10 protein-coding genes and 1 riboswitch are annotated in these 12,494 nt (G+C 72.4%); of the genes, 2 read left to right on the top strand and 8 right to left on the bottom strand.

Going from position 1 to position 12,494, the window contains the following annotated elements:
* Window positions 1–109 precede the first annotated feature (109 nt).
* The 4 genes from eno to ABT041_RS32845 form a co-directional block, all read right to left on the bottom strand.
* Window positions 110–1,396, bottom strand: coding sequence for a phosphopyruvate hydratase (gene eno, locus ABT041_RS32860; RefSeq protein ID WP_351191393.1), 1,287 nt, complete (start codon window positions 1,394–1,396; stop codon window positions 110–112).
* Between the two features lie 310 nt (window positions 1,397–1,706).
* Window positions 1,707–2,414, bottom strand: a complete 708-nt coding sequence (locus ABT041_RS32855) for a transglycosylase family protein (RefSeq protein ID WP_351191391.1) — start codon at window positions 2,412–2,414, stop codon at window positions 1,707–1,709.
* 3 nt (window positions 2,415–2,417) lie between these two features.
* Window positions 2,418–2,591: riboswitch (cyclic di-AMP (ydaO/yuaA leader) on the bottom strand.
* 258 nt (window positions 2,592–2,849) lie between these two features.
* Window positions 2,850–3,887, bottom strand: a complete 1,038-nt coding sequence (locus tag ABT041_RS32850) for a transglycosylase family protein (protein ID WP_351191389.1) — start codon at window positions 3,885–3,887, stop codon at window positions 2,850–2,852.
* Between the two features lie 94 nt (window positions 3,888–3,981).
* Window positions 3,982–5,265 carry a cytochrome P450 family protein gene (locus tag ABT041_RS32845; RefSeq protein WP_351191387.1) on the bottom strand — a complete coding sequence of 428 codons (1,284 nt, stop codon included), beginning with the start codon at window positions 5,263–5,265 and terminating at the stop codon, window positions 3,982–3,984.
* A gap of 87 nt (window positions 5,266–5,352) precedes the next feature.
* On the opposite strand from ABT041_RS32845, the gene ABT041_RS32840 reads away from it, so the two are divergent.
* Window positions 5,353–6,564: a globin domain-containing protein gene (locus ABT041_RS32840; RefSeq protein ID WP_351191385.1), complete on the top strand. Its 1,212-nt coding sequence runs from the start codon at window positions 5,353–5,355 to the stop codon at window positions 6,562–6,564.
* A 152-nt stretch (window positions 6,565–6,716) separates the two neighbouring features.
* On the opposite strand, the gene ABT041_RS32835 is transcribed toward ABT041_RS32840, so the two are convergent.
* The 3 genes from ABT041_RS32835 to ABT041_RS32825 form a co-directional block, all read right to left on the bottom strand.
* Window positions 6,717–7,676, bottom strand: a complete 960-nt coding sequence (locus ABT041_RS32835; protein WP_351191380.1) for a nucleoside triphosphate pyrophosphohydrolase — start codon at window positions 7,674–7,676, stop codon at window positions 6,717–6,719.
* A 19-nt stretch (window positions 7,677–7,695) separates the two neighbouring features.
* The gene (locus tag ABT041_RS32830) at window positions 7,696–8,340 is read right to left on the bottom strand and encodes a SurA N-terminal domain-containing protein (RefSeq protein ID WP_351191378.1); all 645 of its coding nucleotides are present in this window, start codon (window positions 8,338–8,340) and stop codon (window positions 7,696–7,698) included.
* 80 nt (window positions 8,341–8,420) lie between these two features.
* Window positions 8,421–9,404: a glycosyltransferase family 2 protein gene (locus ABT041_RS32825; protein WP_351191376.1), complete on the bottom strand. Its 984-nt coding sequence runs from the start codon at window positions 9,402–9,404 to the stop codon at window positions 8,421–8,423.
* A 126-nt stretch (window positions 9,405–9,530) separates the two neighbouring features.
* On the opposite strand from ABT041_RS32825, the gene ABT041_RS32820 reads away from it, so the two are divergent.
* Window positions 9,531–11,834 carry a YfhO family protein gene (locus ABT041_RS32820; protein WP_351191374.1) on the top strand — a complete coding sequence of 768 codons (2,304 nt, stop codon included), beginning with the start codon at window positions 9,531–9,533 and terminating at the stop codon, window positions 11,832–11,834.
* Here ABT041_RS32820 and ABT041_RS32815 read toward each other — a convergent pair.
* Window positions 11,809–12,480: a GNAT family N-acetyltransferase gene (locus ABT041_RS32815; protein WP_351191372.1), complete on the bottom strand. Its 672-nt coding sequence runs from the start codon at window positions 12,478–12,480 to the stop codon at window positions 11,809–11,811. The two genes, ABT041_RS32820 and ABT041_RS32815, sit on opposite strands and share 26 nt — an antisense overlap.
* Window positions 12,481–12,494 lie beyond the last annotated feature (14 nt).

Below are 12,494 nucleotides of genomic sequence, written 5' to 3'. Positions count from 1 at the left end.
CGCCTCCCCTGTTCACGCGGACGTCCCCGCACACGGTACGGGACCGAGTACGGGGACGTACGGAAGCCGCCCTACGGAGAGGCCGGCCCTATTACAGCGTCAGGCCTTTTCAGCCCTTGAAGCGCGGGAAGGCGCTGCGGCCGGCGTAGACCGCGGCGTCGTCGAGGATCTCCTCGATGCGCAGGAGCTGGTTGTACTTGGCGACGCGCTCGGAGCGGGCCGGGGCGCCGGTCTTGATCTGGCCGCAGTTGGTGGCGACGGCGAGGTCGGCGATGGTGACGTCCTCGGTCTCGCCGGAGCGGTGCGACATCATGCACTTGAAGCCGTTGCGCTGGGCGAGCTCGACGGCGTCCAGGGTCTCGGTCAGGGAGCCGATCTGGTTGACCTTGACCAGGAGGGCGTTGGCGGTGCCCTCCTCGATGCCGCGGGCGAGGCGCTCCGGGTTGGTGACGAACAGGTCGTCGCCGACGAGCTGGACCTTGGTGCCGAGCTTGTCGGTGATGACCTTCCAGCCGGCCCAGTCGTCCTCGAACAGCGGGTCCTCGATGGAGACGAGCGGGTACGCGGAGACGAGCTCCTCGTAGTACTCGGTCATCTCGGCGGCCGAGCGGGACTTGCCCTCGAACTCGTACACGCCGTCCTTGTAGAACTCGGACGCGGCGACGTCGAGCGCCAGCGCGATGTCCTTGCCCGGGACGTAGCCGGCCTGCTTGATGGCCTCCAGGATGAGGTCGAGCGCCTCGCGGTTGGAGTCCAGGTTCGGGGCGAAGCCGCCCTCGTCGCCGAGGCCGGTGGAGAGGCCCTTGGTCTTCAGGACGGACTTGAGGGTGTGGTAGACCTCGGTGCCCCAGCGGAGGGCCTCGGAGAAGGACTCCGCGCCGATCGGGGCGATCATGAACTCCTGGATGTCCACGTTGGAGTCGGCGTGCGACCCACCGTTGAGGATGTTCATCATCGGAACGGGCAGCAGGTGCGCGTTCGGGCCGCCCAGGTAGCGGAAGAGCGGGAGGTCGCTGGCCTCGGAGGCGGCGTGCGCGACGGCGAGGGAGACGCCGAGGATGGCGTTGGCGCCGAGCGAGCCCTTGTTCTCGGTGGCGTCCAGGTCGAACATGGCCTGGTCGATCAGGCGCTGCTCGGTGGCGTCGTAGCCGACGAGCTCCGGGCCGATCTGCTCGATGACGGCGAGGACGGCCTTCTCGACACCCTTGCCCTGGTAGCGGTTGGGGTCACCGTCGCGAAGCTCGATGGCCTCGAACGCACCGGTGGAGGCGCCGGACGGAACAGCAGCACGGCCGGTGCTGCCGTCGTCGAGGCCGACCTCGACCTCGACCGTGGGGTTGCCTCGGGAGTCCAGGATTTCCCGGGCTACGACGACGTCGATGGACGGCACGAGCATCTCCTTCTGGGATGTGACGCTGGATGTGACGCAAGGTCGTGCAGGGTCGCGTGGCCTTGCGACAAGAGCCTAACCGGCTCGGGGGCTCCGGCCCGCCGTGCGCCCGCCCCCTGGGACGAAAAAGGACCCAAGGGCACGCATCCCGGGACGAAGGACCCCAGATCTACTGGACGGTAACCACGGAGCCCCGCCTGAAACGGGGGAACCCCGGTCCGGCGCGCACGGGGGAAGGGCACGCCGGACCGGGGTGGTCACCGCGGGAGGGTCGTCGGGGCCGCGTGAGCCGCCGGACTCACGCGAGCCGCCGGGCTCACTTCAGGTGGAGCTGCTGACCCGGGTAGATGAGGTCGGCGTTCTCGACGACGTCCTTGTTCAGCTCGAAGAGCTTGGCCCAGCCGCCCTTGACGCCGTGCGCCTGGGCGATCTTGCTGAGGGTGTCGCCGGCGACGACCTTGTACTCGCCGTCACCCTTCTTGACCTTCTTGCCGGTCGGGGTGGTGACGGTCTTCGGCGCCTTGCGCTGCTCGCTGCGGCTGGTCGGCTGCTCGGCGCGACGCTCCTGCTGCTTGGGGGCGGCCTGCTGCGGGGCGGCCTGCTGGGGCTCGCTCTGCTGCGGGGCGGTCTCGGCGGCGCCGCCGTCGTACGAGGCGCTGGAGAGGCCGACGCCGCAGCTCGGCCAGGCACCCTTGCCCTGGCCCGCGAGGACCTTCTCGGCGATGGCGATCTGCTGGGCCTTCGAGGCCAGGTCGGCGCGCGGGGCGTAGGCGGTGCCACCGAAGGCGGCCCAGGTGGAGTTGGTGAACTGCAGGCCGCCGTAGAAGCCGTTGCCCGTGTTGATGGACCAGTTGCCGCCGGACTCGCACTGGGCGACGGTGTCCCACTCGGCGGTGGTGGCGGCCGAGGCGGTGCCCGCGGTCAGCAGCGGGGCGGCGACGGCGACACCGGTCACGCCGACGAGCGTGGCGACCTGGGCGGCCTTGGAGGGACGGCGGTGTTTGCCCTTGGCGGAAAACAGCATGGGGATTCTCCTCACCGACGCCTGTGAGGTGAGCTGTCGGGTTCGGGCCGGAAAGTTGCCCGGCCGCGTGTCCTTGCACGCGGCTTCACCCCAAGCCGGTCGTCGGCCGTCTGTCTCAACGGCCGGGACCGGCACTTACCTTGGGTCCCCCACTCCTGCCTTCGGCGCTTGCGCGACGACTGTTCCCGGCGGCCGACGGCAGGATTCGGCGTTTCGGTCGACGGGGCCCGCGGTGGCGAGCGGTGACGACCGTAGACACAGACCCACCGGAAGTTCAAAGAGGCTTATTGCGGAAATATCGCCCCTGCTTGCCCTCCGGTGGGCGGTGTTTGCGCAGGTGAGAGGTGACGGAAGCAAAGTTTGCGGACGTGACACGCCAGTTGGGACGAAGAGACCCATGTCTCACTTGCCCAGAACCGGACATAAGACCGCGAACTAACCCGCCGCCGCCGTCGAACCCGCCGTCAGGTCAAGGCTCTGACCAGGCAGGATGAGGTTCGGATCGGTGCCCACGGTCCCCCGGTTGGCGTCGTAGAGGGCGGTCCAGCCTCCGGGGAGTTCGTTCTCCTCCGCGATGTCGGACAGGCTGTCACCGGGTCGCACGGTGTATTCGCCCGAAGTGTCCTGACTGTCCGTTGCGCCCGCGTGCTTCACACCGTCAGCCGCCGTCGTGGAGTCGACCTTTTCCGCAGGCTTGTCCGGGCTCGACGCGTGTCGGCCGGTTTCGAGCGAACCGTCCGTTGTGCCGGATTCCTCCGGGGCGGCCTCACCCCGGTGCTTGCCGGTGCCGGGCGTGGCCGACGGCACGTCACCCTTCGGCGTCTCGGACGAATCCGGCGTACCGGGCGTAACGGATGCGTCGGGTGTGACCGGGCTCGCGGACGTGCCGGGCGTGGCCGGGGTCGCGGGCGTGGCCGGGGTCGCGGAGGTCGCCGGAGCGCTGGGCGTGGCGGGCGTCGCGGGAGTGGCCGGGGTCGCGGACGCGGCGGAGCGCCCGGCCGCCGAGCCTTCGGTGCCCGTGGTGCGGTTGGACTCGGGGAGGGGGCCCGTGGGCGTGGTCGGGACGACGGTCGGGCCGGGGTTCACACCCGTGGCCTTGCCGTCGTTCTTCAGGCCGGCGATCGGCGCGCAGGTGGCCCACTCGTCGCTGCCCGTGGCGAGCGCCTTCTCGGCCACCGCGATCTGCTGGGCGCGGCTGGCGAGGTCGGGGCTGGGCGCGTACGCGAGACCGCCGTGCCGCTCCCAGCTGTCCTGGGTGAACTGCAGGCCGCCGTACATGCCGTTGCCGAAGTTGGCGCTCCACTGGCCGCCGGACTCGCACTCGGCGACCCGGTCCCAGGTGGCGGCGTCGGCGGCGGAGGCGGATCCGGTGGCGAGCAGCGGCAGCGCCATGGCGGATCCGGTGACGCCCGCGGCGACGACGATGGCGGGGGCCTGACGGGGGCGACGGTGTCGTCCGTTCCCGGAACGCATAGGAGGGCCTTTCGCGTGACGGCTGAGACTGCCGGGAAACGTAGCGGTATTCGAACGCCCGTCACAAGTCGATCGCCCCGCGATCACGTGAAGATCACATTTCTGATGGTCCGTCAGTGTGCAAGAGGGGTACGGAAGGGGAGAACTCCACCGGAAGCGTGCGCAAACCACGCATGATGAGCCCACCGCGCCACCGGAGTTCGGAAGGGTCGGCGGCAAGTCGCAGATCGGGCAGGCGAGTCAGCAGGGTCGCGAGCGCCGTCTGACCTTCGAGGCGGGCGAGCGGAGCGCCGAGGCAGTAGTGGATGCCGTGCCCGTAGCCGAGGTGCTGGTTGTCGCGCCGGGCGAGGTCGAGGGTGTCGGGGCCGTCGAACCGCTCCGGGTCCCGGTCGGCGGCGGCGAGCACCACGAGCACCGGGTCGCCCGCCGGGATCTCCTGCCCGCCGATGGTCAGCGCGCGTGTCGCGTACCGCCAGGTCGCCATCTCCACGGGCCCGTCGTACCGCAGGAGTTCCTCGACGCCGGTCTCCAGGAGTCCGGTCTCCCCGGCGGCGAGGGATTCCTGGAGCCGCGCGCGCTGCTCGGGGTTCCGAAGAAGCGCGTAAAGTCCGTTTCCTACCAGATTGACGGTCGTCTCGAAGCCGGCGAACAGCAGGATGAACGCCATCGCCGCCGCCTCGTTCTCGGTGAGGTGCTCGCCGTGGTCGGAGGCCTTGATCAGCCCCGAGATCAGGTCGTCTCCCGGCTCTTCGCGCTTCCGGTGGATCAGCTCCGCGAGATAGCCGCGCATCTTCTTCACCGACCGGGCGACCCCGCCGCGCGGCCCCCCGCCGTGCCGGATCATCATCCCGGCCCAGTCCCGGAAGTCGTCCTGGTCCTCCTCCGGCACCCCGAGCAGATCGCAGATCGCGTAGATGGGGAGCGGGAAGGCGAACTCGTGGATGAGGTCGGCGCTCCCCCGCGCCACGAAGGAGTCGATGAGCCGGTCCGTCAGCTCCTGCACGCGCGGCGCGAACTCGGCGACCCGGCGCGGGGTGAAGGCCTTCGACACGAGCCGCCGGAGCCGGGTGTGGTCCGGCGGGTCGATGTTGAGCAGATGCGTCATCAGCTCGGCCTTGCGCTCGCCCGGGATGCCCGTCTTCCCCTTGGCGTGCGGCGACTCGTCGTGGTGCGCAGGGTTCTTGGAGAGCCGCTGGTCGGCGAGGGCCTGCCGGGCGTCCGCGTAACGCGTCACGAGCCAGGCCTCGACCCCGCTGGGCAGCGTCGTCCGGTGCACGGGCGCGTGCTCCCGCAGCCAGGCGTAGGCGGGATACGGATCGCTCGCGAACTCCCAGGTGAAGAGCTCGGGGGCGGGACTGGGGCCGGGGGTCGTACTCACGTCACGACCGTACAGGGCGGCCCCGGGCGTCACGTTCGTGGAGAACCTGTGATCAAGAGGCGCATGTCGTGCCCTAGATTCTTGTCAGTGGATCCTCAGCTACTCAGAAGCACGTTCGCGGTCGTCGAGAGACGCGCAGAGCAGGCCGTCACGTTCTTCTACTCGCACCTCTTCTGGCACAACCCGGGTGTGCGCGAGCTGTTCCCCGAGGACATGCTCCCCCAGCGGGACCGGCTCTTCGCCGCCCTCACGCACGTGGTGACGCATCTGGAGGAACCCGGACTCGCGACGTACCTGGGGCAGCTGGGCCGCGACCACCGCAAGTTCCTCGCCGCCCCCGCACTGTACGCGGCCGTCGGGCAGAGCCTGCTCGCCGCGTTCGCGCACGCCGCCGGCGCCGCCTGGACCATGGAGGCGGAGAAGGCGTGGTCCGAGGCGTACGGCCTCGTCTCCGACCTGATGCTCGCGGGCGCCGACACCGCGGCCCGCGCCGGGGAGCCCGCCTGGTGGGACGCGGACGTCGTCCGCCACGAGCGGTACGGCGAGGACCTGGCCGTCCTCACCCTCCGCCCCCGGCAGCCGCTGCCGTTCCGCCCCGGCCAGTACGTCAGCGTCAGCTCGCTGCGGGTCCCGCGCGTCTGGCGCACCTACTCCCTCGCCGACGCGCCCCGCCCTGACGGCACCGTGGAGCTCCATGTCAGCCGGGTGGCGGGCGGCGCGATGAGCACGGCGCTCGTCGAGGAGACGGGACCGGGCGAGGTGCTGCGGCTCAGCGCCCCCGGCGGCGGGCTGACCGCGCGGACGCCCCGGGGCGGACTGCGCACCTACATATGCGGGGGTACGGGCTGGGCCCCGGTGCGGGCGCTGCTCGCGGAGGCCGCCGAGGCCGAGCCGGAGCTCCAGGGCCGACTGTTCGTGGTGGCCCGCGCGAAGGAGTACCTGTACGGGCGCGAGGACGTCGAGCTCCTGAAGGAACGGCTCCCCGGACTCCACGTCACCTACATCACGGCCGCCCCGCGCCAGCGCCGGCACCAGGCGACGGAGCGGCTGCTCCAGGCGCTGCGGGCGTGCGTCCACTGGTCCGCGCACGACGTGTACCTCGCGGGGCCGCCGGCCTTCCTGACGGATGTCCGCGAGGTCCTGGAGGAGCTGGGCACCGAGCCCGCGCGGATCCACCACGACACCCTGCCGTCCGTGGGCCGCTTCACCACCCGCCCGAGCACCGCCGCCGAACGCCTCCTGGGCCCCCCGGCCCCCCTCTGGCACAACCCGGAGGCCCGGGCGCCGCGCGAGGGGTAGTCGTCCGTACGCCATGCGGCAGAGGACGGGCGTGTCCGGTCCGGGCGGGCCGTCCGTACGGGCGCGTCTCGGGCCACGAGTTCCGCTGCACGGGCCCGACGACGGTCCGGTTCTTCCTCCGGTCCGCGTGACGGGTCACCCGCTCACCCGCGCTACAGCCCCTCCGCCGCGCGGATCGCGTCCCGGTACGTACGGGCCGCAGCCCGCAGGGCCGCCTCCGGGTCCACGCCGGAGGCCTCGGCGCGGGCCGCGAGGGCGAGGAGTTCGTACCCGATGCCCTCACCGGCCGGGAGCTTCACGTCGAGCCCCGCCGACCGGACCCGCCCCGCGAGCTTCGCGGCGAGCGCCAGGCCCGGCTGGCCGAGCGGGACGCCGTCCGTCACGGACTCCCGCTGCTTCTCGATCGCCTTGGTGCGCAGCCAGTGCGCGTGGACGTCCTCGGGGGTCTCGGCGGTCGCGTCGCCGAAGACGTGCGGGTGCCGGTGGATCAGCTTCTCGACGAGCGTCCCGGCGACGTCGTCCACGGAGAAGGGCTCCTCCGCGTCCTCCTCGGCGATCCGGGAGTGGAAGACGACCTGCAGCAGGACGTCCCCGAGCTCCTCGCGCAGCTCGTGCCGGTCGCCCTCCTCGATCGCCTCGACGAGTTCGTACGCCTCCTCGATGGCGTACTTGGCGAGCCCCTGGTGGGTCTGGCGCGAGGTCCAGGGGCACTCGCGGCGGATGCGGTCCATGATCTGCACGAGGTCGAGGAGACGGGCGCCGGGCAGGTCGTACGAGCCGGGCAGCAGCTCCAGGTCGGGCATGGAGACGCGGCCGGAGCCGGCGAGCCGGGCGAGGCCGTCGGTCAGCGCCCTGTCCCCCTCGCCGGAGGGCAGCAGCAGGACCGTGCGTCCCCCCGCGCAGGCCTCGACGAGCTCCTCGGCGGTGGGCCGGGCGTGCTCGACGGCGACGCCGGCCTCCCTCAGGTAGGGCAGCTGGGGGTGGTCCCCGTCGGGGCAGAGCACCCGGTCGGCCCCGTGCAGCGCCTGCCAGGCGGGCCAGGACAGCAGTCCGGGGGCCACGCGGTGGCTGGCGGTGAGCAGGACGATGCGGCCGGGGCTCTCAGAAGTCACCCTTCGAACTTACCCGGACTCACGCACCGGACGGGACGGCGGCCGGGTCCTGGCTGATCTGGTGGAGCCAGGGCGCGGTGGTGTCCGAGAGGCGGACCTGGGCGTCGTCCCAGCGGCCGAAGCGCGGGTTCACGTCGACGGCGAGGTCCTTGGAGGCGGCGGAGAAGACGTCCGTCAGCTTCTTCTGGCCCGCGGCGTCGTCGCTCGCGCCCAGCTTCGTCGCGATCTTGTTCATGAGGACGTTGCGGCGGACGAAGGCGTCGATCTGGTCGGGCGCCACGCCCTGCTCCTGGAGGAGGACGGCCGCGAGCTGGTCCTCGCCGCCGGCCTGGCGGACGAAGGAGGCCCTGGTCTGCTGGAGCTCGGCGCGGGTGGCGGTGACGCCCTGGTCCCGGGCGACCTTGTCGACGACCCGGTCGAAGATCATGACGTTGAGTTTGCGGCGGCTGAGGTCGCCGGTCGCGGCGACCAGCTGGGCGGACTGCGGCGAGGCCGCCTGCGCGGCCCGGACGTCCGCGACCTGGGCCTGGACGCTGGAGACGTCGATGCGTTCGCCGCCGACGACGGCCGCCGCTCCTGGGTGGGCGTCACTGCCGCAGGCGGTGAGCAGCGGGGCCGCGGCGAGCAGGGCGGCGGACACGGTGAGCGCAGTGCGGCGGTGCAAAGGAGCCTCCCGGGCTGGTCGTGCGTCAGTTGAACGACCTTGCGGTGATCGATGGTAGGGAGTCGCCGGGGCCGGAGCCACTACTTCGGAGCGACTGTTTCCCACAACGACTCACCCGTCACCCGGGTGTCGGCCGCCTGCGCACCTCCGCTCGTCTCCTTGAACAGGTAGTGCGGCCGGCGCTTCACCTCGTAGTAGATGCGTCCGACGTACTCGCCGATCAGTCCTGCCATCACCATCTGCACGCCGGCGAGCGCGGTGACGGCGACGAGGAGGGTGACGTAGCCGGGGGTGGTGACGCCGTTGACGAGGGCGTCGCCGACGATCCAGGCCGCGTAGCCGAGGGCGACGACGGTGAGGAGGAGGCCGAGGTGGACGGCGGCCCGCAGGGGCTTGTTGTTGAAGGAGAGGAGTCCGTCGAGGCCGTAGTTGAGGAGCTTGCCGAAGGACCACTTGGAGCGGCCCTGCTCGCGGACGGCGTTCTCGTAGGAGAAGGTCGTCGTGCGGAAGCCGACCCAGGAGAAGAGGCCCTTGGAGAAGCGGTTGTACTCGCCGAGGCCGAGGACCGCGTCGACCGTGCGGCGGGACAGGAGCCGGAAGTCGCCGACGCCGTCGACGAGCTCGACGTCGACGAGCCGGTTGATCGCCCAGTAGTAGAGGCGGGCGGTGAGGGTACGGGTGACCCGGTCCCCCTCGCGGGTGCGGCGGGCGACGACCTGGTCGTACCCCTCGGCGTACAGGGCGGCCATGCGGTGCACGAGCTCCGGCGGGTGCTGGAGGTCGGCGTCCATGATCACGACGGCGTCGCCGGCGGCGTGCCGGAGCCCGGCGAGCATCGCGGCCTCCTTGCCGAAGTTGCGGCTGAAGGAGAGGTAGCGGACCCGGTCCGGGTCGCGCCCCGCGAGCTCACGGAGGAGCGGGAGGGTCCCGTCCCGGCTTCCGTCGTCCACGTAGACCAGCTCGAACTCCCCGTCGAGACGGGCGAGTTCGGCGGTCACACGGTCGTGGAAGCGGGCGAGGACGTCCTCCTCGTTGAAGCACGGGACGACGATCGAGAGCAGCACACGGACCACGACAACGGAGCCCGGTGTCCCGGCCGGTCCGGGTGGATGGCGCGCAGGCGACCATCACGTGAACTGGCCCGTCGGACCCGTCACTTCCCGTGCCGTCGCTGTCATATTCGATCCGTCATGCCGAAAACCAAGCTCTCCTGTCTGCTCGCCGCCGTCCTGTCCGCCCTCGCCGTCTGCGGCGGGGACGCCGTCGCCCGGGTCTTCCCCTTCGGGCCGCGCCACCGGGCCGTCAACGACCTCGCCAACCAGTTCGTGCCGTTCCACGCGCACCTGTGGGACCTGCTGCGGGGCCGGGCGGACGGCGGGCTGCTGCTCGACTGGCGGGCGGGCTGGGGCACGAGCTTCCTGCCCGACTACGGCACCTATGTGTCGAGCCCGTTCGCCCCGCTGGTGGCGCTCTTCCCGCGCGGGGACATCGAGTACGCGGTGTACGGGATCACCGTCCTCAAGACGGCGCTGGCGGCGGCCGCGATGACCTTCCTGCTGCGGCGGACCGGCCCGGCGGGCGTGTGGTGGTGGGCGTCGGTGCTCGGCGCCTCGTACGCGCTGTGCGGCTGGTCGCTCGCGGAGGGCACGTACAACCCGATGTGGCTGGACGGCCTGATCGCCTTCCCGCTGCTCTGCCTGGTGGGCGAGTGGGTACGGGAGGGCCGGCGGCCGCTCCTGGGCCCGCTGGTGGTGGCGGTCTGCTGGCTCGCGAACTTCTACACGGCCTACATGGCGACCCTCGGCGCCGCCCTCGTCCTTCTGGTCCGCCTGGCGCTCACGGACTCCTTCCGGTGGCGGACGCTGCTCAGGGCGGCGCTGACCACGGTCCTCGGGATCGGCCTCGCGGCCCCCGTCCTCGTCCCGGTCTTCCTCGGCTCCCGGCACGCCCACCCGGGCGTGGTCCGGGACTTCGCCCCGGCGGCCGGCACGGACGTGCTGGCCCGGCTGCTGCCGGTGACGTACAGCTTCGCGACGCCGGCGGCCTTCGTCTGCACGGCGGTGCCGCTGCTCGCGGGGGCGCTGCTCTTCCGCCGGGACGCGCCGGGCCGGGAGCGGTGGCTGTGGGGCGGTCTGTGCGCGGCGGTCGCGCTGTCGATGCAGTGGACCCCGACGCACCTGCTGTGGCACGTCTTCGCCACGCCGAACGGCAGCCCGTACCGCCAGACCTTCGTGCTGTCCGGCGTCCTCGTGCTCGCCGCCTGGACGGGCCTCGCGCACGGCCTGCCGGACCGCAGGGCGCTGCTCGGCGGGGCGGCGGTCGTCCTGGCCCTCACAGCCGGGGCCCTGCCGAGCGAGCTCCTCACCCCGTGGGCGCTGCTCCTCGCGGGCGCGGGCCTCGCGGCGGTGGCGGGCGCGCTCCTGCTCCCCCGCCGGGGCCGGTACGGGCTCCTCGCCGCGCTCCTCGTCACCGGCACCCTGCTCGGGCAGGCGGCGGCGACCACGGCATACGCGGACCGGGAGCGGCTCGTCCGGCTCGACGACTACCCGCCGTGGGGCGCGGAGCAGGAGCGGCGGGCGGCGGCCCTCGCGGCGGCCGACGGCTGGCCCGCGTACCGCACGGACTCCGGCCTTCCCCGGGTCGCGGGAAACGATCCGCTGCTCCTGGGCGGCCAGGGCGCCGCGTACTACAGCAGCCACACCCCCGCGGTCCTGACCGAGACCCTCGCGGCGCTCGGCGGCGGCTGGACCTCGCGCGGCCGGAACCTGCTGAGCCTGGACAATCCGGTGACGGACGCGCTGTTCGGGGTGGGCGCGCGGTGGCGGGACGGCGGAGTGGTCCGTACGGAGGCGTATCTGCCGCTGGTGACGGTACGGCCTCCGGGCCCGCCGCCGGCCTACGGCCCGTCGCCCTTCCGGAACCAGGAACTCCTGCTCGGCTCCCGGGTGTACGAGGCTCCGCACGCGGGCGCGTGCCAGGTCGGTACGGAGGTCTTCCTCTGGTCCCCCGAGGCCACGGGCACGGCCCGCCTCGGCTCGAACGCCCCGGCGCACCTCCTCGGCGGCGGCCCGAAGCGCCGCGCGGCCCTGACGTCCCTGGGCGTCCAGCGCGTGCCCGGCCTGAAGCCGGACCTCCCCGGGCCCGGCGAGCTCGGCTGCCTGGACAGGGAGCGGTTGCGGGCGGCGGTGACGATCCTCCGCGCCCACGCGGCGACGTCGGTCCAGGTCGCCTCGAACGGCATCCGGGCCAACCTCCCACCGGGCACCACGGGCACGGCGGTCGTGGCGGCCCCGCACATCGCGGGCTGGCACTGCGAGGGCGCCGCCCCCGTCCCGTACGGCGGCCTCCTGGCCGTCCCGACCCGGACCGGCGAACTCTCCTGCACGTTCCGCCCACCGGGCCTCCGGGCGGGACTGGCCGTGGGAGCACTGGCGGCGCTCGGGCTCCTGGGCGTGGCCATGGCGCGGGTCAGGACCGGGCGGTCGCCTCGCTGACGGCCTCGATCCCGAAGAGCTCCTCGCCGCCCTTCAGGCCGGTCACCGTCACCGGAGGGTGGTCCTGGGCGGTCCAGTCCTCCCGGGAGAGGCGGAAGCGGAGGGATTCGACGACCTCGCCGTGGAGGACGTCGCGGGTGATGCCGTCGGGGCGGTAGCCGAGCTTGCGGGAGACCGTTGCCGAGGCGTGGTTGTCGGCGAAGGACAGCGACGTCGCCGAGACCGTCCCGAGCTCCGCGAACGCCAGGTACAGCATGGCGATCCGCATCTCGGTGCCGAGGCCCTTGCCGTGGTGGTCGAGGCCGAGCCACGAGCCGGAGACGATCTCGCGCCGGACGCCGAAGTCCACGGCCCGTACGTCCTGGATGCCGATGGGGCGGCCCTCGTGGAAGGCGACGAGGTTCAGCGCCCAGTCCTGCGGGGTCCACCGCCCGAGGCGGCTCCAGTGCAGCTGGATCACGTGCCGGGCCCGCTCGGCGGGCGGCAGCTCCGTCCACGGCATCGGGGTCGTCCGGGCGCCGGGCGAGGTGACGCCGCGCGCGGCGACGTCGGCCACCTCGGCGAGCTCCTCCTCGGAGGGGAGCCGCAGCTCCAGGCGGGGGGAACGGACACGGAGGGCCATCAGCGGCCAGTGGTCGGTGAGCACAGGGGCGAGTGTGC

It is taken from the genome of Streptomyces sp. NPDC002825 (assembly GCF_040295385.1).
GTDB lineage: Bacteria > Actinomycetota > Actinomycetes > Streptomycetales > Streptomycetaceae > Streptomyces.
The sequence above is the reverse complement of the archived record's forward strand: the minus strand, read 5'-3'. Positions and strand labels throughout refer to the sequence as shown.